29 protein-coding genes, 1 tRNA gene and 1 pseudogene are annotated in these 25,198 nt (G+C 74.1%); 16 read left to right on the top strand and 15 right to left on the bottom strand.

From position 1 onward, the window contains the following. Positions 1-1,130 (top strand): LCP family protein (locus AB0M46_RS42585; RefSeq protein WP_363345702.1); only part of this gene is annotated, 1,130 nt, incomplete at its 5' end. A gap of 23 nt (positions 1,131-1,153) precedes the next feature. Here AB0M46_RS42585 and AB0M46_RS42590 read toward each other — a convergent pair. Both AB0M46_RS42590 and AB0M46_RS42595 read right to left on the bottom strand, forming a co-directional pair. Further along, positions 1,154-1,225: transfer RNA gene (locus tag AB0M46_RS42590), tRNA-Cys, on the bottom strand. A gap of 94 nt (positions 1,226-1,319) precedes the next feature. Further along, positions 1,320-3,059, bottom strand: coding sequence for an ankyrin repeat domain-containing protein (locus AB0M46_RS42595; RefSeq protein ID WP_363345704.1), 1,740 nt, complete (start codon positions 3,057-3,059; stop codon positions 1,320-1,322). A gap of 223 nt (positions 3,060-3,282) precedes the next feature. Between AB0M46_RS42595 and AB0M46_RS42600 the strand changes: the two genes are divergently transcribed. Further along, positions 3,283-3,984, top strand: a complete 702-nt coding sequence (locus AB0M46_RS42600) for an SDR family oxidoreductase (protein ID WP_363345706.1) — start codon at positions 3,283-3,285, stop codon at positions 3,982-3,984. Positions 3,985-4,068: 84 nt separating this feature from the next. On the opposite strand, the gene xylB is transcribed toward AB0M46_RS42600, so the two are convergent. Together xylB and AB0M46_RS42610 are read right to left on the bottom strand one after the other, a co-directional pair. Next, entirely contained in the window at positions 4,069-5,454 is a 1,386-nt protein-coding gene (xylB, locus tag AB0M46_RS42605) for a xylulokinase (RefSeq protein ID WP_363345708.1), read from the bottom strand. After that, the gene (locus AB0M46_RS42610) at positions 5,451-5,633 is read right to left on the bottom strand and encodes a hypothetical protein (protein WP_363345772.1); all 183 of its coding nucleotides are present in this window, start codon (positions 5,631-5,633) and stop codon (positions 5,451-5,453) included. Before AB0M46_RS42610 ends, xylB begins: the two co-directional genes overlap by 4 nt. Before the next feature lie 171 nt (positions 5,634-5,804). On the opposite strand from AB0M46_RS42610, the gene AB0M46_RS42615 reads away from it, so the two are divergent. Further along, positions 5,805-6,899, top strand: coding sequence for a hypothetical protein (locus AB0M46_RS42615; RefSeq protein WP_363345710.1), 1,095 nt, complete (start codon positions 5,805-5,807; stop codon positions 6,897-6,899). Here AB0M46_RS42615 and AB0M46_RS42620 read toward each other — a convergent pair. Then, the gene (locus AB0M46_RS42620; RefSeq protein ID WP_363345712.1) at positions 6,804-8,102 is read right to left on the bottom strand and encodes an MFS transporter; all 1,299 of its coding nucleotides are present in this window, start codon (positions 8,100-8,102) and stop codon (positions 6,804-6,806) included. The two genes, AB0M46_RS42615 and AB0M46_RS42620, sit on opposite strands and share 96 nt — an antisense overlap. 42 nt (positions 8,103-8,144) lie before the next feature. Here AB0M46_RS42620 and AB0M46_RS42625 point away from each other — a divergent pair. Then, positions 8,145-8,927 (top strand): annotated as a pseudogene (locus tag AB0M46_RS42625) (ROK family transcriptional regulator); the annotation flags it as partial. Positions 8,928-9,233: 306 nt separating this feature from the next. Here AB0M46_RS42625 and AB0M46_RS42630 read toward each other — a convergent pair. Then, positions 9,234-9,563, bottom strand: coding sequence for an STAS domain-containing protein (locus AB0M46_RS42630; RefSeq protein WP_363345768.1), 330 nt, complete (start codon positions 9,561-9,563; stop codon positions 9,234-9,236). Between the two features lie 74 nt (positions 9,564-9,637). Then, complete coding sequence (locus AB0M46_RS42635) at positions 9,638-10,093, bottom strand: ATP-binding protein (protein WP_363345714.1); 456 nt, start codon at positions 10,091-10,093, stop codon at positions 9,638-9,640. 81 nt (positions 10,094-10,174) lie between these two features. Between AB0M46_RS42635 and AB0M46_RS42640 the strand changes: the two genes are divergently transcribed. Further along, a complete protein-coding gene (locus tag AB0M46_RS42640) occupies positions 10,175-10,729 on the top strand; it encodes a hypothetical protein (RefSeq protein ID WP_363345716.1) in 555 nt (184 codons plus the stop codon). Between the two features lie 481 nt (positions 10,730-11,210). On the opposite strand, the gene AB0M46_RS42645 is transcribed toward AB0M46_RS42640, so the two are convergent. Continuing rightward, positions 11,211-11,573 carry a hypothetical protein gene (locus tag AB0M46_RS42645; protein WP_363345718.1) on the bottom strand — a complete coding sequence of 121 codons (363 nt, stop codon included), beginning with the start codon at positions 11,571-11,573 and terminating at the stop codon, positions 11,211-11,213. Positions 11,574-11,593: 20 nt separating this feature from the next. On the opposite strand from AB0M46_RS42645, the gene AB0M46_RS42650 reads away from it, so the two are divergent. The 3 genes from AB0M46_RS42650 to AB0M46_RS42660 all read left to right on the top strand — a co-directional run bounded on the left by AB0M46_RS42650 (position 11,594) and on the right by AB0M46_RS42660 (position 14,333). Further along, positions 11,594-12,106 carry a YciI family protein gene (locus AB0M46_RS42650; RefSeq protein ID WP_363345720.1) on the top strand — a complete coding sequence of 171 codons (513 nt, stop codon included), beginning with the start codon at positions 11,594-11,596 and terminating at the stop codon, positions 12,104-12,106. 340 nt (positions 12,107-12,446) lie between these two features. Next, a complete protein-coding gene (locus tag AB0M46_RS42655; protein WP_363345722.1) occupies positions 12,447-13,361 on the top strand; it encodes an SDR family oxidoreductase in 915 nt (304 codons plus the stop codon). A gap of 3 nt (positions 13,362-13,364) precedes the next feature. After that, the gene (locus AB0M46_RS42660) at positions 13,365-14,333 is read left to right on the top strand and encodes a YafY family protein (RefSeq protein ID WP_363345724.1); all 969 of its coding nucleotides are present in this window, start codon (positions 13,365-13,367) and stop codon (positions 14,331-14,333) included. Here AB0M46_RS42660 and AB0M46_RS42665 read toward each other — a convergent pair. From AB0M46_RS42665 to AB0M46_RS42675, 3 genes are read right to left on the bottom strand one after another with little or no spacing between them, the layout of a single operon-like run. Further along, complete coding sequence (locus AB0M46_RS42665) at positions 14,222-14,641, bottom strand: hypothetical protein (protein WP_363345726.1); 420 nt, start codon at positions 14,639-14,641, stop codon at positions 14,222-14,224. The two genes, AB0M46_RS42660 and AB0M46_RS42665, sit on opposite strands and share 112 nt — an antisense overlap. A 54-nt stretch (positions 14,642-14,695) precedes the next feature. Next, entirely contained in the window at positions 14,696-15,256 is a 561-nt protein-coding gene (locus tag AB0M46_RS42670) for a DUF3592 domain-containing protein (RefSeq protein WP_363345728.1), read from the bottom strand. A 31-nt stretch (positions 15,257-15,287) separates the two neighbouring features. Next, a complete protein-coding gene (locus tag AB0M46_RS42675) occupies positions 15,288-15,836 on the bottom strand; it encodes an FBP domain-containing protein (protein WP_363345730.1) in 549 nt (182 codons plus the stop codon). A 99-nt stretch (positions 15,837-15,935) separates the two neighbouring features. Here AB0M46_RS42675 and AB0M46_RS42680 point away from each other — a divergent pair, with 99 nt between their 5' ends. Both AB0M46_RS42680 and AB0M46_RS42685 read left to right on the top strand, forming a co-directional pair. Beyond that, positions 15,936-16,496 (top strand): helix-turn-helix domain-containing protein, encoded by a 561-nt coding sequence (locus AB0M46_RS42680; protein ID WP_363345732.1) that lies wholly within the window; start codon positions 15,936-15,938, stop codon positions 16,494-16,496. Between the two features lie 11 nt (positions 16,497-16,507). Then, complete coding sequence (locus AB0M46_RS42685) at positions 16,508-17,017, top strand: GNAT family N-acetyltransferase (protein WP_363345734.1); 510 nt, start codon at positions 16,508-16,510, stop codon at positions 17,015-17,017. On the opposite strand, the gene AB0M46_RS42690 is transcribed toward AB0M46_RS42685, so the two are convergent. The 3 genes from AB0M46_RS42690 to AB0M46_RS42700 form a co-directional block, all read right to left on the bottom strand. Beyond that, positions 17,014-17,568, bottom strand: a complete 555-nt coding sequence (locus AB0M46_RS42690; RefSeq protein ID WP_363345736.1) for a hypothetical protein — start codon at positions 17,566-17,568, stop codon at positions 17,014-17,016. The genes AB0M46_RS42685 and AB0M46_RS42690 overlap by 4 nt on opposite strands. Before the next feature lie 76 nt (positions 17,569-17,644). Continuing rightward, positions 17,645-18,640, bottom strand: coding sequence for a serine hydrolase domain-containing protein (locus tag AB0M46_RS42695; protein WP_363345770.1), 996 nt, complete (start codon positions 18,638-18,640; stop codon positions 17,645-17,647). Further along, positions 18,589-19,770 carry an FAD-dependent monooxygenase gene (locus tag AB0M46_RS42700; RefSeq protein ID WP_363345738.1) on the bottom strand — a complete coding sequence of 394 codons (1,182 nt, stop codon included), beginning with the start codon at positions 19,768-19,770 and terminating at the stop codon, positions 18,589-18,591. Before AB0M46_RS42700 ends, AB0M46_RS42695 begins: the two co-directional genes overlap by 52 nt. Before the next feature lie 228 nt (positions 19,771-19,998). On the opposite strand from AB0M46_RS42700, the gene AB0M46_RS42705 reads away from it, so the two are divergent. The 6 genes from AB0M46_RS42705 (at position 19,999) to AB0M46_RS42730 (ending at position 24,605) form a co-directional block, all read left to right on the top strand. Next, positions 19,999-20,415, top strand: a complete 417-nt coding sequence (locus tag AB0M46_RS42705; protein WP_363345740.1) for a hypothetical protein — start codon at positions 19,999-20,001, stop codon at positions 20,413-20,415. Positions 20,416-20,420: 5 nt separating this feature from the next. Next, positions 20,421-20,816 carry a hypothetical protein gene (locus tag AB0M46_RS42710; protein WP_363345742.1) on the top strand — a complete coding sequence of 132 codons (396 nt, stop codon included), beginning with the start codon at positions 20,421-20,423 and terminating at the stop codon, positions 20,814-20,816. Between the two features lie 86 nt (positions 20,817-20,902). Further along, positions 20,903-21,298 (top strand): hypothetical protein, encoded by a 396-nt coding sequence (locus AB0M46_RS42715; RefSeq protein WP_363345744.1) that lies wholly within the window; start codon positions 20,903-20,905, stop codon positions 21,296-21,298. Positions 21,299-21,370: 72 nt separating this feature from the next. Beyond that, positions 21,371-21,703: a hypothetical protein gene (locus AB0M46_RS42720; protein WP_363345746.1), complete on the top strand. Its 333-nt coding sequence runs from the start codon at positions 21,371-21,373 to the stop codon at positions 21,701-21,703. Positions 21,704-21,861: 158 nt separating this feature from the next. Then, on the top strand, positions 21,862-23,529 hold the full coding sequence (locus AB0M46_RS42725; protein ID WP_363345748.1) for an AMP-binding protein: 1,668 nt from the start codon (positions 21,862-21,864) through the stop codon (positions 23,527-23,529). A gap of 236 nt (positions 23,530-23,765) precedes the next feature. Continuing rightward, on the top strand, positions 23,766-24,605 hold the full coding sequence (locus tag AB0M46_RS42730) for an SAM-dependent methyltransferase (RefSeq protein WP_363345750.1): 840 nt from the start codon (positions 23,766-23,768) through the stop codon (positions 24,603-24,605). On the opposite strand, the gene AB0M46_RS42735 is transcribed toward AB0M46_RS42730, so the two are convergent. After that, positions 24,602-25,180 (bottom strand): GNAT family protein, encoded by a 579-nt coding sequence (locus tag AB0M46_RS42735; RefSeq protein WP_363345752.1) that lies wholly within the window; start codon positions 25,178-25,180, stop codon positions 24,602-24,604. The genes AB0M46_RS42730 and AB0M46_RS42735 overlap by 4 nt on opposite strands. Between the last annotated feature and the right edge of the window lie 18 nt (positions 25,181-25,198).

Below are 25,198 nucleotides of genomic sequence, written 5' to 3' on the forward strand. Positions count from 1 at the left end.
GCGAGGTCGGCCGGCCCCAGCCGCGGCCGCCCGCCCGGCGCCCGCGCTGGGCCCGGCCGGTGATCGTCGTCGGGGTGCTGCTCATCCTGTGCAGCGCCGCCGCCTTCGCTGGCTCCCAGGCGCTGCTGCACCGGTACACCGACGCGATCGGCCAGCAGCGCCTGCTCGGCGACGCGGCGGCCACGCATGCCAGCATCGACGGGCCGATCAACCTCCTGCTGGTCGGGATCGACGAGCGCAGCAACGCCCCGGACGCCGACCACAACGCGGACTCGATCCTGATCGTGCACATCCCGGCGAACCACAACGCCGCCTACCTGGTGTCGATACCCAGGGACTCGTACGTGCCGATCCCGGCGTACGCGAAAAGCGGCTTCGGCGGCGGCAACGACAAGATCAACGCGGCGTTCGCCGACGGCTACGGCGACGGAGTCGGGCGCGCGGGCGGGTTCGAACTGCTCGCCCTGACGATCAAACGGCTGACCGGGATCTCGTTCAACGGCGGTGCGATCGTCGACTTCTCCGCGTTCAAGTCGTTGGTGGCGGCCCTGGGCGGGGTGGACATGTGCGTGGACGAGCGAACCGTCTCCGTCCACGTCGGACACGATGCCCGCGGCCAGTACCAGATGCCGTACCAGATCACCGGGGACGGGCCGGTTGCCGTCCCCGGGGTCACCCCGCAGGTCTACCAGCCCGGCTGCCAGCACCTCACCGACTGGCAGGCCCTGGACTACGTGCGCCAGCGCGAGCTGCTCCCGGACGGGGACTACGGCCGGCAGCGTCACCAGCAGCAGTTCCTCAAGGCGGTGCTGAAGCAGGCCACCAGCAACGGTGTCCTCACCAACCCCATGAGCCTGGACCGTGTGCTGCGCGCCGCCGGTCAGGCCATGACCTTCGACAGCGGCGGGATCTCCATCCCCGACTGGATCTTCGCGCTGCGCAACATCCGCTCGGGCGCCGTGACCATGCTGAAGACCAACGGCGGCACCTTCAACTCCGAGATGATCGACGGCAAGGACACCGAGATTCTCAGCGACACCAGCCTGAAACTGTTCTCCGCCGTCCGCGAGGACGACCTGCCCACGTTCGTCGCGGCCCACCCGGACTGGGTGTCCCCCGACGCCGCGTGACCCGCACCGCCGCCGGCCGTGGGCGGGGCCGGCCGGATTCGAACCGGCGTCCTCCGTCGGTGCAGGACGATGCGACAACCTCTGCGCTACGGCCCAGCCGCGGCGAGTCTACGTCAGCGCCGCAACGGGCGTAGGAAGTCCAGGTCCGGGCGTTGCGTCCAGGCGGCGATGCGGCGCGGTGCGTCTACGTCAGCGCCGCGACGGGCGTAGGAAGTCCAGGTCCGGGCGCTGCGTCCAGGCGGCGATGCGGCCGTGCCGGCCGGTCGACATGGCCTTGGGGTCGGCGCGGGCGGCGAGCAGGGCGCGGACCAGGTCCGGCGAGCCGTGCGCGACGGCGGCGTGCAGCGGGGTCTCGTCGTCCACGTCCCGCGCGTCGACCCGCAGGCCGGCGGCCAGCAGCCGGGGCAACAGGTCCGCGCCGGACAGCCAGGGCAGCAGGTGCAGCAGGGTCCGGCCGCGCTCGTCGCGCACGTGCGGGTCGATGCCGCCGTCGAGGGCCGCGGCCACGGCCGGGCCGTCGCCGTGCCACACGCGGGCGAGCAGCTCGTCGCGCAGGCGGCGCATCGCGCGGGGCATGCGCACGGTGTGCTCGCGCCAGCCGTCCCGGGCGGCGACGCAGCCCTGCACCTGACCGCCGAGCGCCTTGACCATTCGCTCCCGGTCGATCTCCGCCTGCGGGTGTGGGAGGGCGAACGTACCGTCGCGGATCACCACCTCGTGGGTGGCGCCGGCGCAGCGCACGCGGACGGTGTCGCGCAGCGGGCCGGTCGCCGCCGGGGGCAGGGGCGGCCGCTCGGGGAAGAGCGCGGCGCGCACCAGCGGGTGCAGGTCGTCGGGGCGCAGGTCCCCGCGCAGCAGCGCGGACAGCTCGGCGGGGCGCCGGGCCAGGACGAACGGCATCCGCGGCAGGCGGGCCAGCTCCAGGCCGAACGCGGCGACCTCGGCGCGCTCCCGGTCCTCATCGGTCTCGCCGTGCGGCAGCCGCGACACCAGCCGGGCCCGCGGGCGCGGGGCGTCGAGCCGGTCGAGGACCAGGCAGCGGCCCCGCAGGTCGATCCGCACGAGCCCGGGGCGCTCGTCGACCTCGGTCGGCCACGGCAGCGCCCGCGGCGGCTCGCTCGGCCACGGCTCGACCAGCCGTAGCGCCGGGACGCGGGCCAGGGTCCGGCGTGCCGCCTCGACGAGCCACGGGTGGACCGGCCGCAGCCCGGCCAGCGACCGGTTGACCACAGTGTCGCGGGCGTCGGTGCGCGCCCGGTCGAACGCGGCCGGGTCGATCCGGTCGGGTCCCCACGCCGGCTGGAAGAGCAGCACCTCGAGGTCCCAGCCCGCCGCGGCCCAGGCGTCGGCGTGCCGGCCCTGCCCGTCCACCTCGACGGCCAGCTCGACCTGCCCCTCCGGCCCGTCGCCGGCCACCTCGTCGTCGGGGAGGCGCCGCCCGTCCGGGGCGAAGAACGGCAGCCGGGTGGCGCCGCCGGAGCGGGCCAGCAGCTCGGCGGTACACCTGGCGTCCCATCGGTCGCGCAGCAGCATCAGCGTGTCGTCCCGCGCACCGCACTGCTCGTCGGCGGCCATGCGGTGGAATCGCAGGCTGATCCGCTGCGGGCGGTCGTGCCAGACGGGCGGGCGGGCGACGAGCGCGTGCCCGTCGGGGAACAGCGCGAGCGGGAACCACACGCCGCCGCGCAGCAGCCCGTCGGGCCGGCCCCGGGGCAGGTGCCAGCGCAGCAGGTCGGGCACGAGGTGGCGCAGGTCGCCCTCGACCTCGTCGGCGACGTCGGCGCCGTGCACGCGCCTGATCGCGCGCAGGTCCACGTCGGCGTCGACGCCCGCCGCCTCGCACGCCCCGCGCCAGTCGCCCGCCAGCCGCCGTCGCGTCGCCCGCTCGATCATCCACGCCGGCACCGCGGAGGGATGTAGCGGCCGCACCAGCCACCCCCTCGCTCCGATCGATGCCCGGGCTCCGCCGCCGAGTGTAGTGATGTCTGGCGACCGGAGCGCGCACGTCCCGGTCGGCAACCGATGGGTTGCGGCGTGGTGGACGACGGCGAGATCATTCGGCCAATCGCTAGCCTTAAGGGACGATGTGGGGCCACCCAGATAAGAACGGCAGGGAAGCAGCAAAATGGACACCAGTTCACTTACCGGGCAGGTGGCCGTCGTCACCGGCACCACCAGCGGAGTGGGGCGGGCAACGGCGAGACGCCTCGCCGCGGCGGGTGCCACCGTCATCGGGGTCGCGCGCCGCGATGAACGCGAGGTCGACGCGATCGTCCCTGAGCCCGTCAGCGGCAGCTACCGGCACGTTACCGGCGACGCCAGCCAGGCAACGACCGCGGCCACCGTCGTCGACCTCGCGATAGCCGAATACGGGCGGGTGGACATTCTGGTCAACAACGCCGGCATGGGGCACTACGCAGACCTCGTCGAGTCGGATGTCGACCTCTTCGACCAGATGATGGCCACCAACGTCCGAAGCACGTTCGTCTTCACGCGAGCCGTCGTGGACACGATGATCACGCAGCGAAGCGGACTCATCCTCACGATCTCCTCCCAGGCCGGGCTGGACGGATACGGTGGAGAAGCCATCTACTGCGCAACCAAGCACGCGCAGGTCGGGTTCTCGCGAGCCCTCCGCAAGGAGCTGCAACCATTCGGGATCAAGGTCGGGGTCATCTGCCCCGCCGGCATCGAGACCGATTTCGCCGTCGGGCGAGGACGCACACCAGAGGGTATCGCCACCGCAGGGTATCTCTCCCCTGACGACGTGGCGGACGTCGTCCTGTTCGCCACCTCGCAGAGCCGCATCGCGACGATGGTCGACATTGGACTCATCTCGGTCAACGAGCCCTGAGCCCGCGGGGCAGGCCGCAGCGGGGCGGCGCCGGGTCCTGGGTGGGACCCGATGCCGCCGCGTTCGACCCGCCGCGCTCCGTCCTTACGTCAGCAGCCGTAGCGCCCGTTGGCGGACGTCGGCGTAGCGCTCGTGCACCTCTGGGGTGGTGGTGGCGGCGACCTCCTCGGCTGCGACGGGCCACTGCGGCGGCTCGGCACCGCCGGACAGTGCCCAGGCCGCCTGACGCGCCGCGCCGAGCGCGACGTACTCGCCGGGGCTCGGCACGCTCACGGGCGCGTTGAACAGCGCCGGCGCGATCGCCTGTACCGCGCGGGACTTGGCCGCGCCGCCGATCAGCAGCACCCGGTTGACCGGGGTGCCCTGGGCGCGGAGCGCGTCGAGGGCGTCGGCGAGGCCGCCGAGCATGCCCTCCACCGCGGCCCGCGCCAGGTTCGCCGCCGACGCGTTCGCCCGGGTCAGCCCGGCGAGCAGACCACGCGCGTCGGGCAGGTTGGGGGTTCGTTCCCCGTCCAGGTAGGGCAGGAGCGTCAACCCTCCCGCACCCGGCGGCGCCGAGAGCGCCAACTCGTCGAGCTCGGCCAGCGACCGGCCCAGCAGGTCGGCGACTGTGACCAGCACGCGGGCCGCGTTGAGCGTGCACACCAGCGGCAGGAACCGGCCGGTCGCGTCGGCGTAGCCGGCCACCAGCCCGCTCGCGTCGGCGGTTGGAACCTCGCTCACCCCGAACGCGCATCCCGAGGTGCCCAGCGACACCACCACCTCGCCGGGCCGCAGGCCGACGCCGAGCGCCGCGCCCATGGTGTCACCGGTGCCGGCGGCCAGCACCGCGCCGGACGCGGTCTCGCCGACCGTCTCGGCGGGCCCGGCGACCCGGGGCACCGCCAGGTCCCGGCCGAAGGCGAGCTTCACCAGGTCCCGGCGGTACTCCCCGGTCGCCGGCGACCAGTACCCGGTGCCGGAGGCCTCGCCGCGGTCGGTCGTCGGCTCTCCCCCGTCCGCGCGCAGCCGGTGGGTGAGCCAGTCGTGCGGCAGGAGCACCGTGGTCGTCCGGGCCGCGAGCTCCGGCTCGGCGCGGGCGAACCAGCGCAGCTTGGTGACCGTGAAGCTGGCCACCGGCACCAGCCCGACCGCGTCGGCCCACGCCTGCGGGCCGCCGAACTCGCCGGTGAGGTCGACCGCGGCACGCGCCGAGCGGGTGTCGTTCCACAGCACGGCGGGGCGCACCACCTCGCCGGCCTCGTCGAGGCAGACCATGCCCTGCTGCTGCCCGCCGACGCCGATCGCGGCGACACCGTCCAGCAGCCCGGCGCTGGCCTGTTCGTACGCGGCCCACCACAACCGCGGATCGACCTCGGTACCGTCGGGGTGTGGCGCGCGGCCCTCGCGGAGCACCTCGCCGGTGTCCGCGTCGCACACCACGACCTTGGTCGACTGGGTCGACGTGTCGACCCCGGCAACCAGTGTCATCGCACACCCAGCCGGTGTTCCATGGCCAGTTGATCGAGACGCTCGAACGCCATGCCGGCGGCTTCGACCGGGTCGAGGGGGGCGCGGGTGGCGTCACCGAAGTCGTCGCGGGCGCTCCAGCCGGCCGTCCACAATCCAAACGAGAACTTGTCCTGCGGAGTCGGCGTGAAGCCACTCATGGCGGTGCCTCCGTAGTTCGCGGTTGAGGCCGACTTTACGCACACCAACCGGTTAGTTCAATGCCCTTCCAAACCAGCCCGGACACTGCCGATGCGAAAGATCAGGCCCGGATCGACATGGGTGGTCTCGCCGAGGCAGGCTAACTGGATCACCCCCCTTATCTTGTGGGGGTGGAACCGCAGCAACCGAGCTTCCTGACGAGGTTGCGGGCGGGGCTGGCCGGGGAGCGCGACACCGTCTACCTGGAGGCCCTGCGCGCCGCCGGCCGGGTCGCCTACGACGAGATCCTCGCCGCCGACGAGCTGCGCGAGCGGCTGCCCTCGCTGTGGGGCGCGCCGCCGGCGGCGACGAGCCAGCTGCTGGCCGCGTGGAACGCGTTCGTGCTGCAGACGCTGGGCGAGACGTTCCTCGACGCCGACTACGCCGCGCGGCCCTCGACGGCCGGCTACGTGCCCCCGGTCACGTACGCCCAGGCGGCGGCGTGGCTGACGGCGGTCGGCGAGTGGGTGTCGCGGGCCCGGCAGGCGCGGGCCAACCCGGAGTACGACATCGCGCTGAACACCCTGCTCCCGGCGCCCCTGCCGGCCTGGGCGGAGGTCGTCACCTGCCCGCCGGAGCACCTGGTGGCGCTGCAGGCCGCCGTCGCGCCGGTGCGCGAGCACGCCGAGGTGGCCCTGCACGCGCTGGTCCGGGGCGGGGTGCCGCCGCAGTTCGAGTCGGCGGTCCACCGGCTCAACCAGGACGGCGCGGCGGCGGCCGCGGCCGCCGACTACGCCGCGGGGCTGCGCACCGGGCGGCACCACGCCGGCCTGCACGAGCTCATCGAGCAGCACCTCCGGCGCGCCCTGGAGCTGTGGTTCCGGGTCGGGCAGCTGGCCTCGATGCCGTCGCTGCTGGCGGGCCCGCGCTTCGACGTGTGGTGCATGACCGACAAGGCGACCGTGGAGCGCTGGCGCCGGGACCCGCGGGCCGCCCGGGCGGTGGCCGACATGTGGCGCCTCGACCCCGATCCGGGCGCCACGCTGGCCATCCAGGCCCAGATCGACGCCGGCCTGCACCGCGGCGACCTGTGGTACCACGTGCCCCGCTACGGCGACACGTGTTACTTCGAGCCGCCGTTCTCGCCGCTGTACGTGGTCCGCCGCCCGGTCCGCATCGCCGGCGTCGCGCTACGCGCGGGCGTCCACTTCGCGGTGCGCGGCGGCGCCCGCCGGGGCCTGGTCATCGGCCCCTTCCGGCCCACGACCCCCGCCCGTTACCGCTAGGCGGCGGGCCTTGCGGGCCTCCAGCGTGAAGCTCGCGACCGCCAGCGCCAACCCGGCGCCGCCGAGGCCGACGCCGACCCAGCTCGGGGCGATGTACCCCCAGCCGGCCGCGATGACCGCCCCGCCGAGCGCCGCGCCGAGGCTGTTGGCGATGTTCATCGAGGCCTGGTTCACCGCGGCCCCCATGAGCTGCGTGCCCGGCGCCACCCCGATGAGCCGCGACTGCATCGCCGGGCCGAGGAACAGCGAGGCCGCGCCCACGAGGAAGGCACCGGCGAAGATCGTGTACCGGCCGTGCGCGAGCACGGCGAACAGGGCCATGCTGGCGATGAGGACCACGAAGCCGCTCAGCAGGCTGCGGCGCAGGTTGCGGTCGGAGGCCCAGCCGCCGAGCGCGTTGCCCACCGTCATGCCAAGGCCGACCGCGACGAGGACCCACGGCACCGCGCCCTCGCTCAGGCCGGCCACGTGCGTGGTCACCGGCGCGATGTAGCTGTCGATGGCGAAGAACCCGCCGAAGCCCACGGCGGCGGTCACCGCGACCAGCCACACCTGTGGCTTGCGCAACGCGCGCAGCTCGGCCCGCGGCGAGCCGGCCGGGTCGGCGGGTGCGTGCGGCACGGTGAGCGCGACGAAGGCCAGCGTGAGGGCGAACATGGCGGCGATGGCCACGTACGCCACCCGCCAGCCGGCCGCCTGCCCGAGCCGCGTGATGAGTGGCACCCCGAAGACGTTGGCCGCGGTGAGCCCGCCGAGCACCGTGGCGAAGCCCTTGGCCTGGTTGCCCGGGCCGATGATGGACGCGGCGACCAGGCCGGCGGCGCCGAAGTAGGCGCCGTGGGGCAGCGCGGCCACGAACCGCGCGACGAGGACGGGCCAGAAGCCGGGAGCGACGGCCGAGGCGACGGTACCGAAGGTGAACAGGCCCAGCAGGGCGACGACGAGCGTCTTGCGGGGCAGGCGGGCGGTCAGCGCGGCGATCGTGGGCGCGCCGACGACGACGCCCAGCGCATACGCGGTGATGATCCAGCCGCCGTGCGCCACGGCCCGGGCCGGCGCATCGGCGTACAGCTGCGGCAGGAGATCCCGCGACATGTCGGGCAGCAGGCCCATGGCCACGAACTCGGTCAGCCCGATGCCGAAACCGCCCAGGGACAGGGCCGCGAGTGCGGTCCAGCGGCGCGCCGCGGTCAGGTCTTCCACGGGCGATAGTTTAGCAACAGCGTTGCGTTATACGATGTGGGCATGGACACGCCCGGAGCCGGCCTCGGCTATCTGCGCGGCTACAACGACGCCCTCGTGGTCGGCCTCGCCCGGGCCGCGCCGCGCTTCGACCGCTCGTCGATCGCCGCCGCCACCGGCCTCACCCCGCAGGCGGTGTCGAAGGTCCTGGCCCGGCTGGCCGGCGACGGGTTGATAGAGCCCGCGGGTGTACGTCGCCAAGGCGTCGGCAAGCCGGCCACCATCTACCGGATCGTGCCCTCCAGCCGGTTCGCGATCGGCGTGCACGTGGCCCGCACCGGCATCCGCCTCGTCCTGACCGACCTCGTCGGCGAGGTCCTCGCGGGCGCCGTCGCCCCGCTGCCGGCCGACTTCACGCCCGGCGAGCTGCTCGACGCGGTCGACACCGCGCGGGCCGAGCTGCTGCGGGCCCGGCCCGTCGACCCGGCCCGGATCGTCGGCCTGGGCCTGGGCATGGTGGGGCCGCTCGACCACGCCAACGGCATCGTGCGCGACGCCCACCGCCTGCGGCACTGGCACGACGTGCCGCTGCGGGAGCTCGCCGCCGCCCGGCTCGGCGTCGCGGTACACCTGGACAAGGACGTCACCGCCGGGGTCACCGCCGAGGCCTGGCGGCGCGGCGACGGCTTCCGCGACGGCGTGCTCGTCATGGTGGAGTCGGGCATCGGCGCCGGCCTGTGGCTGGGCGGCGGGGCCTACCGCGGCGCACACACCAACGCCGGCGAGTTCGGCCACACCGTGCTGCAGGTCGACGGCCCCCGCTGCGTGTGCGGCCGGCAGGGCTGCCTGGAGGTCCTGCACGACGCCGCCGTCGCCGCCGGGGACGTGCCCCGGGCGGCCCGGCTGCTCGGCATCGGAGTGGTGAACCTGCTGCAGACCACCGACGTGGGTCACGTGGTGCTCGCCGGCGCGGACCTGCTCCGCCACCGCGACGTCTACGTCGATGCGGTGGCCTCGGCGGTACGCCATGAGGTGCCCGGCGCCGGCTGGCTCACGGTGACCGTGTCCGCGTCGGCGCTCGGCGGCGACGTGATCGCGGCCGGGGCGGCGATGCAGGTGCTCAACGCCGCCTACGGCCGCCCGTCGCTCGCCCTATTGCATCGCGGCCTCGGTGAGCGAGGGCCGGATCGCGAACACCCGGTCCAGGCCCGTGATCTGGAAGATGCGCAGCAGCCGGGCGTGCGGGATGACCAGCTCCACCAGGCCGCCGGACTCGGCGAGCCGCTTGTGCACACTGATCAGCACGCCCAGCGTGGTCGAGTCGAGGAACCCCACGTCGCTGAGGTCGACGACCAGCGTTGAGGCGCCGTCGTCGATCAGTCTGTGCAGGTATGCGCGCAGCTCCGGTGCGGTCGCGACGTCCAGCTCCCCGCTCGCCGCAACCACGGCGCGCGACCCCTCGACCGTCGAGGTGACCTGCATCGGTGTTCCGCCCCTTCGTTGTCGTTGCACGGCCTAGTACTTTCGTTCGGGTAAGCATACGTCCGAACGGACGATTACTCTTCCTGCGCGGGGTCCCACGTCAGGTGCTTGCTGAAGCGGACCAAGGTGCCCGTGTCCTCGACCGACACCACGTCGAGCCGCTCCACCACCGCGGCCAGCACGTGCAGGCCACGGCCGCTCTCCGGCAGCCTCGCCGGCTCCTCCGGGGCCGGTTCGGCGTCGACCGCCGGCACCCGCTGCGGGTCGAAGCCGCCACCGTCGTCGGTGACCTCGATCACGCACAGGCCACCGTCGACGGTGACATCGATGTGGTATTGCGTAGCCAGGCTCGCGTGCGACACCACATTGCCGCACGCCTCGGTGAGGGCGAGCCGGATGTCGTCGCGGCACTCCTGGGTCACGCCGGCCCCGGCCAAGGCCCCGTCCAGCGTCCGCCGGGCATCGCGGACCCGGGCGGCGTCGCGCGGCAGCTCCAGCGAGAACTGCAGGCGCATCTCCTGCTGCGGCAAAGCTTCCTCCTTCATTGAGTCCACGGCGTACCCACCCGGCGCACCCCGAAAACTGTCGTACCCGTCCGGCAAGATGCCGGCATGGAGACGGGACCGGACATCAGGGTCGTGCACCACCGCGGCGCCGAGGCCAAAAGCCCCACCGCCACCGTCGTCGACGTGACTTCCCGGGGCCCCCACCCGTGGGTGCGGTTCAGCCCGTTCTACCCGCACGGCGGCATCCCGGTGCCGCTGAGCCCCGGCGCGGCCGGCTCCTCGGTGGAGGCGATCTGGCAGGCCCTGAAGGTGTTCGACGGCGCCGACGTCGACCGCGCGCTGCTCTCGGTGACCCGGATGACGGGCCTGAAACGCACGGTCCGCCGCTTCGGCCCGGTCCGCGGCCACCGGGCCAGCCTGGACTCGCCCGACCTGCTGGACTACGAGACGGCGCGGCGGCGCATCTACCTGCCGGCCTACCGTTTCGTCCTTGACCATCACCTCGCCGACGAGCTGGCGGGCCTGGCCCGGCTGGCCGCCGCGGGACCGGTCGCCCTGCTGGACTACACCACCAACGGCGACGTGACCGACCTGCGCACGCCCCTGTCGCACGCGGCGCTGATCCGGCTACACCTGCTGGGCGAGTGGCCGCCGGGGTGAGCGACGGGCCGCGCGGCCGGCGCCGCGTCTGTGCGAGGCGCACCGGTTCGTCCCTGCCCCGCGGGCATCGTGGGCGGCCGCGTTTTCGCTCCTGCAGCCACCGGTGTGGTGAGGCCGGCTCGCGGGGCGAACCGCCGTCGGCCGTGGCGGGGCCGGTTCGCAGCGCCGGCCATCGCGGCCGTCGGTGTGGCCGGGGCTGGGCCGCGGCATTGGTTCGCGGGGCGGCCCCGCAAAACACGGCAGCCGACCCTCGCCGACCAACCCGCGATCCAACCGCACGGACCGACCTCACGACGTCGGCGGCGTTCGACCCCGCCAACCGGCCCCGGCACACCGACGGGCGTCCACACGACGCGGATCCACCCGCGAACCAACCCAGCCGCACCGGCGGGTCTCCACGTGAAGCTGGCCCGCGATCCAACCCGGCAAACCAGCCCAGGCCACCTCGGCGGCAGGTGTCGACGCGCGGCGGGGCGTGTGGTCAGCCGCCGCCGGTGTGGCGCGGGCAGCGGCCCTCGTTGACGACGGTGTTCGTGATGGCGTCCAGGATGATGAAGGTGTCGCCCCGGATGATGTTGAGCCGGCCGCCGGGGATCGGCGTGCCGGTGCAGAAGCTGGGCAGCGGCACCGGGCGCCCCGCGCTCACCAGGGCGGGCGGGGCCTGCGGCAGGCCGGCCGCGAACGCGAGCGCCAGCAGCAGCGCCACCCTTGCCCCGGGCCGGCGCCGCGCACCGCCTGCCCCGACTCGTCCCGCGCCGGGCGGGCCGAGGCCGAGCCAGGACCCTTTGGGGCGGCCCGGTCCGGACTCCTCCGGCGGACGGTCGAGGTCGATGACCGCATCCATCGCTTCCTCATCGTAGTCTCGTGAGGGTGCTCTACTTCGTGTACACCGCGGACCGGCCCGGCAGTTCGGCGCTGCGGGAGGAACTGGTCGAGGCGCACTGGGCGTACATGGACGGCTTCGAGTTCCACGCTCGCGGGCCGACGCTCGGCGACGACGGCGAGACGGCGACCGGCAGCCTGCACATCGTGGACCGGCCGTCGGACGGCGCGGCCCGGGCGTTCGTGACCGAGGAGCCGAACTGGCGGGCCGGCGTCTATGCGGCCATGCAGATATTCCGCTTCGAGGATCTGGTGGGGCGCACGATGTGGGAGTTCCCCGGCCCGGAGGGCGACCGGTTCCTGGTCACCGGGGCGGCCGGCGAGCCGGTGGGCGACGGGGTCATCGTCCACGGGCGGCTGCGCGGGCTCGACGACGGGCCGGTCCACGGGTTCGCCGCCTGCGTGCAGGCCCCGGATGCGGAGGCGGCCGCGCGCACGGTACGGGACGGCCGGGACCTCACCGTGCGCCCGTGGCGCTTCGGCGGACGCCGCTGAGTTACCGCCACGGGCGCTTCGGCGGGCGCCGCTGAGCAATGCCCTGCGCGACCGCTGCCAGCGCTCGAACTCCCGCAACGACGGCGGCCGGGGTCGTCGTGCAGGTGGTGTCGGCGGCGTACGGGCACGGCGCGCGGGCCATCGGGCCATCGGGCCGCCGTGCGGCCTCGGCGGCGACGGCGGCTCCCCCGAAGCGGCGCACCACGGCCGTGGCGGCGGCTCCCCGAAGCGGCGCACCGCGAAGCCCGCGGCCGTGGCGGCGCGTGGGCGGGGAGGCGCCGTCCCGGTTTCTCGTAAAGGGCGACGCGTCCTGTCAGGTTTTGCTGGCAGCGTGGCCGGCATGCAGAACACGATGACCGGCAAGGTCGCGCTCGTCGCCGGGGCGACCCGGGGCGCCGGGCGCCAGATCGCCGTGCAGCTCGGCGCGGCCGGCGCCACCGTTTACGTCACGGGCCGCAGCACCCGCGAGCGGCCGTCGGAGATGGGGCGGCCGGAGACCATCGAGGAGACCGCCGAACTGGTCACCGCGGCCGGCGGCACCGGCATCGCGATCGGGGCCGACCATCTCGACCCGGAGCAGGTGCGGGCCGTCGTGGCGCGCATCGACGCCGAGCAGGGCGGGCTCGACGTGCTGGTCAACGACATCTGGGGGGCCGAGGGTCTGTTCAGCTGGGACAAGCGGCTCTGGGAGGACGACCTGCAGACCGGCCTGCACATCCTGCGCCTGGCCGTGGAGACGCACATCGTCACCAGCCACGCCGCGCTCCCGCTGCTCGTGCGCCGGCCCGGCGGTCTCGTCGTCGAGGTGACCGACGGCACGGCGGAGTACAACGCCACGCGGTACCGCGTCTCGTTCTTCTACGACCTGGCCAAGGCCTCCGTGCTGCGGATGGCGTTCGCGCTCGCCGAGGAGCTGGGGCCGCTCGGCGGCACGGCCGTTTCGGTCACCCCCGGGTTCCTGCGCTCCGAGGTGATGCTGGAGCACTTCGGGGTCACCGAGGCCACCTGGCGCGACGGGGTGGCGAAGGACCCGCACTTCGCGATGTCGGAGTCGCCGGTGTACCTCGGGCGGGGCATCGCCGCCCTGGCCGCCGACCCGGACAAGGCCCGCTGGAACGGGGCCTCGCTGTCCAGCGCCGGGCTGGCCGCGCAGTACGGGCTCACCGACGCCGACGGCAGCCGGCCCGACTGGTGGCGGTACGACGCGGAGGTCGTCGCGGCCGGCCGGTCCGGCGGCGCCGAGGGCTACCGTTAGCCGGTGCGCGTCTCCCGGCTCATCTCGCTGGTCCTGCTGCTGCAGGCCGGCGGGGTGCGCACCGCCGCCGAGCTGGCCGAGCAGCTCGAGGTCTCCGAGCGCACCATCTACCGCGACATCCTGGCCCTGTCGGCCGCGGGCGTGCCCGTCTACGCCGAGCAGGGCCGGGCCGGCGGCTACCGGCTGCTCGACGGCTACCGCACCCGGCTCAACGGCCTCTCCCGGGCCGAGGCCGAGGCGCTGTTCCTGGCCGGGCTGCCCGGCCCGGCCCGGGACATGGGTCTCGGCGAGGCCCTGGCGACAGCCGAGCTGAAGGTGTCCGCCGCGCTTCCCGACGCCCTGCGATCGGCCTCCGGGCGGGCCCGGCAGCGCTTCCACCTCGACGCGCCGGGCTGGTTCCGCGACGCCGAGCCGCCGCCGCTGCTCGGCGCCCTCGCCCGGGCGGTGTGGGAGGACCGCGTGGTGGCCCTCGCCTACGCCGGGAAGGCGGGCGAGGTGACCCGCAGCGTCGCGCCGCTCGGGCTGGTGCTGAAGAACGGGGTCTGGTACCTCGTGGGCCGCGTCGGCGCCGACGCGCGCACCTACCGGGTCGACCGGGTGCGCGCGGCCACGCCCACCGAGGAGCGCTTCGCCCGGGACGACGGCTTCGACCTGGCCGCCTTCTGGGCCGCGCGGGCGGCCGAGTTCGAGCGGGCGCTGCTGGCCGAGACGGTCACCGTCCGGCTCAGCCCGGCCGGCCTGCGCCGGCTGCGGATGAGCGTGGAGGCGATCGCGTACCGGGCCGCGGCCGAGGGGGCCGGCCCGCCGGACGCGGACGGGTGGGTCACCGTCGCGCTCCCGGCGGAGTCGGTGCCGGTCGCCTACAGCCAGCTGCTGGCCCTCGGCCCGGACGTGGAGGTGCTGGACCCGCCAGAGCTGCGGGCCATGGTGGCCGGCGCCGCCGAGCGGACCGCCGCCCTGTACCGCCGCTGACGGGCCAGCGTGACCACGGCCAGCGCCCACCCGTAGCCGCCGGCGGCGAGCGCCCCCGCGCTCACCGTGCCCTGCAGCATCAGGCTGCCCGTGCCGAAGAGCGCCAGGATCGCGGCCACCGCCCAGATCGCGGGCAGCGGCGGGATCACCGCGCCCGGCCGGATCAGCATCGCCATGAGCGACCAGGCGAGCAGCGCCGCGGCGACGACGGCTGCCGTGCCGTACCACGGCAGCCGGAATCCCTCGTAGACGAACGGCACGATCGTCAGACACCCCGTCCAGGCGTAGCAGTGCAGGATTTTCGCCATGGTGGGAGCCTGCTCCGGCCGCTTGTGACGAGCCTGAGGAAACCTGTGGGTCTCTCAGCTGATCAGGCCGGCGGCGAGATCGAACAGCACCGAGCCGGCGATGCGCTCGCGGGGCTCGGCGAAGCGCCAGTCGATGACGGCGACGGTCGGGTCGGCGGGGTCGACGCGTGCCGGCACGCGCACCCCGGGCGCCATGAACTTCACGAGCGGCAGCGGTACCACCTGCCGCACCCGGGCGTTGACCGTCCCGCCGCCCGGGGCCGGCACGGCGAGGTCGATCCGGCTCGCGCCGCGCTCGTCGGGGTCGGTGGACAGCCCGGTGATCGCGGTGATGACGGCCGCGACGGGCACCCCCTCGCGCATCACCCGACGCAGCCGGGCCAGCCGGCGCGCGCCGACGACGAGCAGGGGGAGGCCGATCCCGGCCAGGACGGGCACGAAGGCGGCGGTGACGGCCAGGGTGACCCAGTCGTCGGTGGACGGCACGGCGGGCAGCGACACCCAGACGAGGGCGGTCGCGCCCACCATGACGAGGGCGATGGGGGTGATGATCGCCCCGGTGAGCCGGGCGATCCCGGCGCCGGTCTGCAGCGCCGGTAGCGTCGGATTGGTCATGCATCGAGCATGGTGGCTGCCCCGGTCCGCGTCAGTCGTGCTGGTGCGAGCCGTGCTGTGGTGCGGGCACCACCAGCGTCGGGTCGCCGACCAGGCGGTCCAGGAAAGCCGACAGCTTGCCGGCCAGCCGGTCCACCTGCTGCTCGACGGTGAGCGTCTCGTCCAGCCGGCCGCCGGCGCCGGGCTTGCGCAGCCCGCGGACGTACAGCGAGCAGCCGAGGTCGGAGCAGAGGTACACGCCGACGGAGTCGCCGTTGCGCCCCGCCTTGCCGGCCCGGCGCCCGGTCATGAGCGACACGCCGCTGCCCGGATGCGTGGTGAGGCACAGCGAGCACATACTCCGGTGCCGGAAGCCGCGGCCGTGCTGCTCGGCGATGCGCAGCGACACGGCCACGAGGGCACCGGCGTGCCCGGTGGCGAGGTAGGCCCGGTCGAGCGCGCCGGGGTCGCGCCAGCCCAGGAAGTCCAGGTCGGGCCAGCGGCGCTCGGCGAGGTCGCGCGGGACGAAGGCGCGCTGCGCCTCCCCGCGCGAGCAGTTGACGAAGGCGGCGCGGATGTCGTGCTCGGTCAGAGGTTCCACGCCTCCGACCGTACGGTTCCCTAAAGTCTTTAGGCAAACGATTACCGCAGGTGCGGGAACATGTCGCACTGCTCTCGGATCTGGGATATCGTCCCGAATATGGGAGACGAGCTGGAGGCCCGGCTGGCCCGGCGCCTGTCCGAGCTGCGCCAGGAGCGCGGCTGGTCCCTGGACGACCTGGCGAGCCGCGCCGACGTGAGCCGCTCGACCCTGTCGCGCCTCGAACGGGGCGAGATCAGCCCGACCGCCGCCCTGCTGGGCAAGCTGTGCGTCGTCTACGAGCGCCCGATGTCCCGCCTGCTGGCCGAGGTCGAGCCGGAGCCCCCGCAGCTGGTCCGCGCCGCCACCCAGCCGGTGTGGCGCGACCGCGCGACGGGCTTCACCCGCCGGGGCGTCTCCCCGCCCCACCCGGGCCTGCGCGGCGAGGTCATCGAGGCGACCCTGGAGCCGGGCGCCGACATCGCCTACGAGGAGCCCCCGGTCCCCGGCCTGGAGCACCACCTGTGGGTCTTCGATGGCGCCCTGACCCTGACGGTGGGCGGCACCGCCTCGTCGCTGGCCCCCGGCGACTGCCTGCGCTACCGCCTGTGGGGCCCGTCGAGGTTCGTCAACCCGGGCCCGGCCCCGGTCCGCTACGCCCTGCTGATCGTCCTGCCCTGAAGGAGCTTGCCGTGATCGAACCGCTCAGCCCGTCGTCCTACGGCGCCCGGGTCCAGGGCCTGGCCGAGGTCCTGGCCGACGCGGTGGCCGGCGGGGCCTCGGTGGGCTTCCGCCTGCCGTTCGCCGTCGAGGACGCCGCCGCCTGGTGGCGGACCCGGGAGCCGGCCGTGCGCGAGGGCACCCTGCGCGTGTGGACCGCGACGGTCGACGGCGCCGTGGCCGGCACCGTGAGCCTGTCGCTGGAGACCAAGCCGAACGGCCGGCACCGCGCGGAGGTCCTGAAGCTGATGGTCCACAGCCGCTTCCGGGGCCGGGGCCTGGGCCGGGCCCTGCTGGAGACGGCCGAGGCGGCGGCCGCGTCCGGCGGGGCGACGCTCCTGCTGCTGGACACCGCCGCGGGCAGCCCGGCCGAGCGCCTGTACGCCTCGGCCGGCTGGACCCGCTACGGGGTGGTCCCCGCCTACGCCACCGACCCGTCCGGCGTCCTCGATGACTGCAGCTTCTTCTTCAAGAAGCTTTAAGCGGCGCGCGGGCCGTGGTTGGCGGCGCGGGCCACGCCGGCCAGCGGCAGCAGCCCGACGAAGAGCAGGATGCCGCCCAGCGGGATCAGGTCCAGGCTGACGATGATCAGCAGGAAGGCGAAGAGGACCGCGACGGGGCTCCAGGCCGGCAGGCGGCGCCCCCGGACGAGCTGGACCAGCAGCGCCAGCAGACCCAGCTGGAAGGCGGCGGGGCCGGCGGTCTGCAGGGCGTCGGGCAGGGCGGGGAAGCCCGGGTTCAGGTCGCCGGTGATGACCCACAGGAACGCGACCGAGCCGGCCACCGTGGCCACGACGGCGAGGTCGGTGACCAGGCGGTTGGTGACGTCGCGCAGCGGCAGCAGGGCGCGGGCCGCGACCGCCATGGCGGCCAGGAGCACGATCGCGGCGAAGAACATGACGTGGCCCGCGTTCCACAGCAGGCTGCCCTTGTGGTAGTGGCCGTCCATGCCGTCCAGGAGGCGCAGCGTGCCGTAGCCGAACATCAGCGCCGGAGCGGCCACGGCCCCGGCCCGCACGAGTGGTGTGGTCATGCCAGAAGCTTCGCGGCTCGCCCGAATCCGGGCATCCGGGCAGATCCCGGACCGTACCCGTAGGTGCGCGGACACCTCACGCGGACGCGATGAGCTGGAGCAACTCGTCGCACCAGGCGTTGTACGGGGCGCGGTCGACCCGTACGGGGTGGACGCGGTTGCTCAGGACCACCACGCCGTAGCCGCGCGACGGCTCGAACCACACGCGGTTGCCGACGAAGCCCGAGGCGCCGTAGCCGTCGGCGCCGGCGGCCGGGCCGCCCAGGCCGCGGGTCGGGTGCAGCCACCAGCCGGCCGCGAAGCGCTCGCCCTCGTCGTTGGCCGCCAGGCACGGCGGGGGAGCATCGCCCAGCCACGCGCGGGCGGCCTCGGTGACCAGTTCCAGGGTGCCGAACGCGCCCGCGTGGCCGGACACCCCGCCCATCGCGGCGGCGTTCTCGTCGTGGACCTCGCCGGCGATGAGCCGCCCGCGCCACGGGCACCGTTCGGTGGCGACGGCGGGGGAGACCGTGCCGCCCATCCGCAGCCCGGTGCGGCGGGCGGCCAGCGTGGCCAGGGAGGAGCCGGTGAGGTCCTCGACGAGGGCGCCCAGGATGATGTACCCCAGGTCGCTGTACACCGGCCCGGACGCCGTCAGCGGGGTCGCCAGGGAGGCGTCCACGATCGCGTCGCGCCCGCGCAGGGTGCGGAAGAAGTGCCGCGACGCCGGCAGCCCGGACCGGTGCGCGAGCAGGTCCTCCGCCGTCACCCCACCCACGGGGGTTGCGGCCGCCCGGGGCCACAGTTGCCGAAGCGGACGATCCAGCGGTACCGCCAGATCCCGCACTTCCGGCAGGGTCACCAGAACCTTGGTGAGGCTGGCGAGGTCCCACCAGCAGCCGGCGGTCGCCGGGCGGCCGGTCGTCAGGTCCGCGGTCCCGTGGACCACGGCGGCCCGGACCCGGGCGCGGTCGAAGACGCTCACCGCCACGGCCGGCATCGGCGCGCGGCGGGTGAGCGTCTCGATCGCGGAGGTCAGTGCTACGACAGCGAGTCCCGGATGTCGGCGTAGACGTCGTAGCCGTGGATCCAGGCCACGTTGTCGGGCAGGGCGACCAGCCGCGCGTTGCGTTCGTCGGCCGCGGGACCGTCGGGCAGCTGGAAGCAGGCCGCGTTGCCGCGTGAGCCCATCTGGATCTTCCGGGTGCGGGCCTTGCGCAGGTGCTCGTAGCGCCGCAGCGCCTCGGCCACGCTCAGCCCGTCGGTGGTGAGGTACTCCGCCAGCGCGGCGGCGTCCTCGACGGCCTGGTTGGAGCCCTGGCCGGCGTGCGGCAGCATCGGGTGGGCGGCGTCGCCGAGCAGGGTGACCCGCTCGGTGCTCCACTTGCGCAGCGGCTCGCGGTCGTAGAGGGCCCAGCGGCCGGTCTCCTCGACGTTGCCGAGCATCGTGGTCACCGTGTCGTTCCAGCCCTCGAACGCGGCGACCGCGTCGGCCGGCTCGCACTTGGACGACCACGACTCCAGGGTCCACTCGGGGTCGGGCACGTACGCGACGAAGTTGATGAGCTCGCCGCCGCGGACCGGGTACACCACCAGGTGCCGGTTCGGGCCGAGGAAGAACGTGAGGCCGAACGTGTCGCCGCCGGGCACCTTGTCGATCGGCACGAGGCCGCGGAAGCAGCTCATCGCCGAGAAGACCGCCTCGTTGGGGCCGGTCACGTGGCGGCGCACCGCGGAGCGCAGCCCGTCGGCGCCCACCACGATGTCGGCCCGGGCCGTGGTGGCGTCGGCGAACTCGATCTCGACGCCGTCGGGGGCCTCGTGGACGGCCGTGCAGCGCTTGCCCAGGTGCGGCTCGCCGTCGAAGCCGGCCAGCAGGACCTGGTGCAGGTCGGCGCGGTGGGCACCGAGGAACGGGCCGCCCATCTTCTCGTCGTACCAGTCGCCCATCGGGTGCTCGTAGAAGATGTCGCCCGTCTTCCAGTGGTGGAACTCGATGCGCTGAAGATTGGACGCGACGTCGCGGACGGCCTGGCCGAGGCCGAGGGCGTCGAACACGCGCATGCCGTTGCCGCCGAGGGACACCCCGGCGCCGATCTCGCTCAGCTCGCCGGCCTGGTCATAGACCTCGACCTCGAAACCCTTGGCCTGCAGGGCGATCGCGGCGGTCAGGCCGCCGATGCCGGACCCGACGACGGCGACGCGCAGGGGTGCGGAACCCATCCGGTACTCCACGTGATGCGAGGGGACAAAACGCTCAGGAAGCGACGGAAGCCTATCGACCCGATCAAGGGGGTGCCTAGCGGATGGCGATGAATCTTTCATCCGTGACGCGGCGCACGTCGCGTGTAGGTGACACAACATCGATCGCGTTCCTGACGCCGGGCGGGAAACGCGATGCCTAACGTCGCTTTCCGTCAATCACGCCGACTGAGGGAGCAGTGGTACCAGATGGGCCTGTTCAAGCAGATGAAGGACCTTCGCAACGTCGCCGCCCAGGCGCCCGGCATGGTCGCGCAGGCGCAGCAGACGGCGGCCGCCGCGCAGGCCTACGCCGCGCAGGCCCAGGCGGCCTACGGCATGAACGGCTACTCCGCCGCCAACGCGTTCGGCGCTCCGGTCGCGACCGGCATCGCCGCCGACGACCCGCGGCTGGCCCCGATCGCGGGCGTCGACCTGGTGACGTACGCGCGGATCTCCAAGGCCGCCTCGCAGGAGGGTCTCACCGCCGACGGGGTCGCCGCCCGCGCCCAGTCCTTCGGCGTCTCCGCCGACGCCTGGCAGGAGGCCTCGGCCGGCTGGCCGGCCCGCATGCGCGGCGACATGCAGCTGGCCGTGCACTTCGGCAACGTGTTCGGCCAGGTCTGAGCGCGATGGGGCTCTTCGGCGACCTGCGCCGGCTGCAACGGCAGGCGAACGAGATCGGCGCGAACCACGACCCGGGCGCCCAGATGCGGGCCGGCATGCAGCGCATGCAGCAGATGCAGCAGAGCATGCAGGCGCAGACCGAGGACCTGGAGCTGCTGCGCACCGGCACGCCCGGCGCGGCCACCGTCATCGGCGTCGCCGACACCGGCGCCCGGATCAACCTGCAGCCGATGGTCCGGCTCGACCTGCTGGTCGAGGTGGACGGGCGGCCGCCGTACCCGGTGAGCCGCGAGGTCCTGCTGCCGATGGGCGCCGGCCCGCAGGCCGGGCCCGGGCAGCGGGTGGCGGTCGTCGTCGACCCGGCCCGTCCGGACCGGGTGGTGGTGCGCTGGGGCGTGTGAGCCCATGCCGCGCAGGTGAGGGCGGGTCACGCCGGGTGCCGGGACCGTGGGTTGCGTAATCGCGCCCAGACCCGAGGGAGACACCCGTGACCAGTGCCATCGCCGAGCGCGAGGTCGGCATCGAACACCCGCTCCTCCTGGCCGCGCTCATGTCGCGGCGGGAAGAGGGGGAGGGCATCTTCGAGCACCCGCTGCTGCTCGCCGCCCTCACCAAGCGCCGCCGCGAGGAGGGGGAAGCCATCTTCGAGCACCCGCTGCTGCTTGCCGCCCTGGCCCGTCGCCGCGGTGGCCGCCGCGGCTCCGGCATCGAGAACCCGCTCCTGCTGGCCATGCTCATGCGCCGCCGCGAAGAGAGCGGCGGCGAAGGCGGCATCGAGCACCCGCTCCTGCTGGCCATGCTCATGCGCCGCCGCGAGGAGAGCGGCGGGGAAGGCGGCATCGAGCACCCGCTCCTGCTCGCCGCGATGCTGGCCCGCCGTTAACCAACACACCCAGGCCCGCCCCGACCGGGGCGGGCCGGCCACCGGCGGAAGGAGCGCACAATGCCGGCCGACATGCCACACGAACAGGAGGGCGCCCAACCAGTGGACGCCCTCATCGACGACCTGATCCTCGACATCCTCAACGAATCCAAGGAGACCGGCACCGGCCTCGAAGCCGTGATGACCATGGTGCCGCGGATGGCGCCGGGCACCTCGCTGCTGGAGCGGATGCTCATCGCCGAGGCGCTGGCCGGCGCCCTCGCCGACGCCCTCGCGCCCGCCCTGGCCAAGGCCCTCGCCCCGCGGATCGTGCAGCACATGAGCAGCGAGGAAGGGGAGCACGGGGAGCAGAGCAAGCGCCCCCCGGCCCGCAGCGGCGGGGCCCGCAAGACCGAGACCAAGTGACCGCGCGGCCGCCGGGTCGTTGAACCCGGCGGGCACCGCGGGCGTTCGGCGTCGCGGCCGCGCTGCTGGCCATGGCCGCGCCCGGGCCGCGGTGCCCCTGCGACCGGTGGACGCGCGCGTTCTCGGCAGCGGCGGGCGGCGGACGTACGCTGAGGCGCATGTCGTACGCCTCGTTCAAAGAGGCCCGGGACCTGCTGCTGGAGACCAGGGAGGACTACGCCGCCGCGGTGGCGCGGTTCCGCTGGCCGCAGCTCGGCGCGTTCAACTGGGCCATCGACTGGTTCGACACGATCGCCGCCGGCAACGACAAGCCGGCCCTGTGGATCGTCGAGGAGGACGGCCGCGAGGAGCGGTACTCCTACGCCCAGCTGTCCGAGCGCTCCAACCGGCTGGCCAACTGGCTGCGGGAGCGGGGCGTGGCCCGGGGCGACCGGATCGTGCTCATGCTCGGCAACCAGGTCGAGCTGTGGGAGAGCATCCTCGCCGCGATGAAGCTCGGCGCGGTCATCATCCCGGCCACCCCGCTGCTCGGCCCGGCCGACGCCCGCGACCGGGTGCTGCGCGGCGGCGCCCGGCACGTCATCGCCGGCGTGCCGGCGGCCGCCAAGTTCGACGGGATCGACCCGGCGGTGACCCGCATCGCGGTGGGCGGCGACGTCGAGGGCTGGGCGCGGTACACCTTGGGCGGTGCACCGGTCTTCACGCCCGACGGGCCGACGCGGGCGAGCGACACCCTGTTGCTGTACTTCACCTCCGGCACCACGGCCCACCCGAAGCTGGTGGAGCACACCCACGCGTCCTACCCGGCCGGGCACCTCTCCACGATGTACTGGATCGGCCTGCGGCCCGGCGACGTGCACCTCAACATCTCCTCGCCCGGCTGGGCCAAGCACGCCTGGAGCAACGTCTTCGCCCCGTGGAACGCCGAGGCCTGCGTCTTCATCTACAACTACACCCGCTTCGACGCGTCCGCCCTCATGCGCGAGATGCAGCGCTGCGGCGTGACGAGCTTCTGCGCCCCGCCGACGGTGTGGCGGATGCTCATCCAGTCCGACCTGACCCAGCTGGCGGCCCCGCCGCGGCTGGCCGCCGGCGCCGGCGAGCCGCTCAACCCGGAGGTCATCGAGCAGGTCGGCAAGGCGTGGGGGGTGACCATCCGGGACGGCTTCGGCCAGACCGAGACCACGGTCCAGATCGCCAACTCGCCCGGCCAGCCGGTCAAGCCGGGCTCGATGGGCCGCCCGGTGCCCGGCTTCGCCGTGGCCCTCGTGGATCCCGGCACCGGCGAGCCGGCCGACGAGGGTGAGATCTGCCTCGACCTGGCCCACCGCCCGCTCGGCCTGATGACCGGCTATCACGGCGACCCCGGGCGCACCGCCGAGGCGATGGCCGGCGGCTACTACCACACCGGCGACATCGGCGCCCGCGACGCCGACGGCTACATCACCTACGTCGGGCGGGCCGACGACGTGTTCAAGGCCTCCGACTACCGCATCTCCCCGTTCGAGCTGGAGAGCGTCCTCATCGAGCACGAGGCGGTCGTCGAGGCGGCGGTCGTGCCCTCGCCCGACCCGCTGCGCCTGGCCGTGCCGAAGGCCTACGTGGTGCTGGCCGAGGGCTGGCCGCCCTGCGAGGCGACCGCCCGGGCGATCTTCGCCCACTGCCGGGCCCACCTGTCGCCGTTCCAGCGCGTGCGCCGCCTCGAGTTCGCCGAGCTGCCCAAGACCATCTCCGGCAAGATCCGGCGGGTCGAGCTGCGCGCCCAGGAGTTGGCCAAGCACCCCGACCCGGCGGCCCGCCCCGACGGCGAGTTCTGGGACGCCTGACGCTCCCGGACTGATGCCGCCGCGCGCACCGGCGCGCCGCTACGGTCCCCGCATGGCCGCAACGCCGACGCCGGGAAGCAGGTCATGGCGCGACCGCCAGTGCGGCGAGGAGCCGCAACGCCGGCGCCGGGAAGCGGATCATGCCCGGCCAGCCGCTGCCCGGGCGTAAGCGGCAGGGCCTATGATCCGAACCGGACGGGGAAACCTCAGGCGGAACGAACGTGCGGAGAACGGACATGTCAGGCGCCGAATGGATGAAGGCGAAGCCCGCGCAGGGCGCGCCCATCGACCTCCAGACCGACCGCCCGCACCCGGCGCGGGTCTACGACTTCCTGCTCGGCGGCAAGGACAACTTCCCCGCCGACCGGGCCGCCGGCGAGGCCGGGCTGAAGGCCAACCCCAGCAGCCGCATCCCCCCGCGGGAGAACCGCAAGTTCCTGCGCCGCGTGGTCGAGCACCTCGCCGCCGAGCACGGCGTGCGGCAGTTCCTCGACATCGGCACCGGCATCCCGACCTCCCCGAACGTGCACGAGGTGGCGCAGGCCGTCGCCCCGCAGTCGCGCATCGTGTACGTCGACAACGACCCCATCGTGCTGGCCCACGCCCGCGCGCTGCTGACCAGCAAGCCGGAGGGGCGCACCGAGTACATCGACGCCGACCTGCGCGACGTCGAGCGCATCCTGGGCTCGCCGCAGCTGCGCGAGGTCATCGACTTCGACCGGCCCGTGGCCCTGATGCTCATCGCGATCATGCACTTCGTCGGGGACGCCGACCGGCCGTACGAGATCGTCTCGCGCCTCGTCGACGCGCTGCCGTCCGGCAGCTTCCTGGCCCTGTCCCACCTGACCGGCGACTTCGACGCCACCGCCTGGGCCCGGGTGGCCGAGATCTACGCGAAGCAGGGCGTGACCATGCAGGTCCGCTCGCACGACGACGTCGCCCGCTTCTTCACCGGCCTCGAGCTGCTGGAGCCGGGCCTGCCGATCGTCACCAAGTGGCGCCCGGACGCCGACGTCGACGCCGAGGTGACCGACACCCAGGTCGCCGTCTACGGCGGCGTGGCCCGCAAGGCCTAACCGGCCGGTCGCAGGTCGGCGGGGATGAGGCTGTAGACGGCCATGTCGGACCGGGTCCCGGCCCGGTTCGGCACCAGGTTGCGCAGCACGCCCTCGAAGCGGAAGCCGGCCGCCTCCGCGACCCGCAGCGAGGCCTCGTTGGCCGTGTCCACCTGCAGGAAGACCCGCTCGAGGCGGACCTCGGCCAGCGCCCACCGGGCCACCGCCGAGGCCGCCTCCGCGGCGAACCCGTGCCCGCGCGCCCACGGCGACGTCCAGTAGTGCATCTCGGCCGTGCGGGTCGTCCAGTCGACGCCGAACAGCTGCACGTGCCCGGCCAGCCGCCCGCCGTCCGACGGCTGCAGCGCGAAGCCGATCCCCGCGCCGTCCACCCGCCGCTGCTCCATGCCGGTCGCGCACCAGTTCACCGCGGTCGGCAGGTCCGCGCCGGCCAGGGCGTAGCCGACCGGGGCGCTGCGCACGTAGGCCTCGTCCTGCCACGCCTCGTGCACGTCGGGCGCGTCGGCGGCGGTGAACGGGCGCAGCACGAGGCGCGCGGTGGTGAGCACGACCGGCGGGAAGACCTCATGGACCATCCACGGAACATATCCGGG

Source organism: Dactylosporangium sp. NPDC051485 (assembly GCF_040682015.1).
Classification (GTDB): domain Bacteria; phylum Actinomycetota; class Actinomycetes; order Mycobacteriales; family Micromonosporaceae; genus Dactylosporangium.

What these genes read in the sequence shown, in the direction of transcription:
- AB0M46_RS42670 (WP_363345728.1), bottom strand. Translation starts at nt 15,256, where the DNA reads ATGACCAATCCGACGCTACCGGCGCTGCAGACCGGCGCCGGGATCGCC.
- AB0M46_RS42735 (WP_363345752.1), bottom strand. Translation starts at nt 25,180, where the DNA reads ATGGTCCATGAGGTCTTCCCGCCGGTCGTGCTCACCACCGCGCGCCTC.
- AB0M46_RS42705 (WP_363345740.1), top strand. Translation starts at nt 19,999, where the DNA reads ATGGGCCTGTTCAAGCAGATGAAGGACCTTCGCAACGTCGCCGCCCAG.
- AB0M46_RS42640 (WP_363345716.1), top strand. Translation starts at nt 10,175, where the DNA reads ATGGAGACGGGACCGGACATCAGGGTCGTGCACCACCGCGGCGCCGAG.
- AB0M46_RS42630 (WP_363345768.1), bottom strand. Translation starts at nt 9,563, where the DNA reads ATGCAGGTCACCTCGACGGTCGAGGGGTCGCGCGCCGTGGTTGCGGCG.
- AB0M46_RS42610 (WP_363345772.1), bottom strand. Translation starts at nt 5,633, where the DNA reads ATGAGTGGCTTCACGCCGACTCCGCAGGACAAGTTCTCGTTTGGATTG.
- AB0M46_RS42680 (WP_363345732.1), top strand. Translation starts at nt 15,936, where the DNA reads ATGGGAGACGAGCTGGAGGCCCGGCTGGCCCGGCGCCTGTCCGAGCTG.
- AB0M46_RS42730 (WP_363345750.1), top strand. Translation starts at nt 23,766, where the DNA reads ATGTCAGGCGCCGAATGGATGAAGGCGAAGCCCGCGCAGGGCGCGCCC.
- xylB (WP_363345708.1), bottom strand. Translation starts at nt 5,454, where the DNA reads ATGACACTGGTTGCCGGGGTCGACACGTCGACCCAGTCGACCAAGGTC.
- AB0M46_RS42720 (WP_363345746.1), top strand. Translation starts at nt 21,371, where the DNA reads ATGCCACACGAACAGGAGGGCGCCCAACCAGTGGACGCCCTCATCGAC.
- AB0M46_RS42710 (WP_363345742.1), top strand. Translation starts at nt 20,421, where the DNA reads ATGGGGCTCTTCGGCGACCTGCGCCGGCTGCAACGGCAGGCGAACGAG.
- AB0M46_RS42700 (WP_363345738.1), bottom strand. Translation starts at nt 19,770, where the DNA reads ATGGGTTCCGCACCCCTGCGCGTCGCCGTCGTCGGGTCCGGCATCGGC.
- AB0M46_RS42690 (WP_363345736.1), bottom strand. Translation starts at nt 17,568, where the DNA reads ATGACCACACCACTCGTGCGGGCCGGGGCCGTGGCCGCTCCGGCGCTG.
- AB0M46_RS42655 (WP_363345722.1), top strand. Translation starts at nt 12,447, where the DNA reads ATGCAGAACACGATGACCGGCAAGGTCGCGCTCGTCGCCGGGGCGACC.
- AB0M46_RS42645 (WP_363345718.1), bottom strand. Translation starts at nt 11,573, where the DNA reads ATGGATGCGGTCATCGACCTCGACCGTCCGCCGGAGGAGTCCGGACCG.
- AB0M46_RS42665 (WP_363345726.1), bottom strand. Translation starts at nt 14,641, where the DNA reads ATGGCGAAAATCCTGCACTGCTACGCCTGGACGGGGTGTCTGACGATC.
- AB0M46_RS42725 (WP_363345748.1), top strand. Translation starts at nt 21,862, where the DNA reads ATGTCGTACGCCTCGTTCAAAGAGGCCCGGGACCTGCTGCTGGAGACC.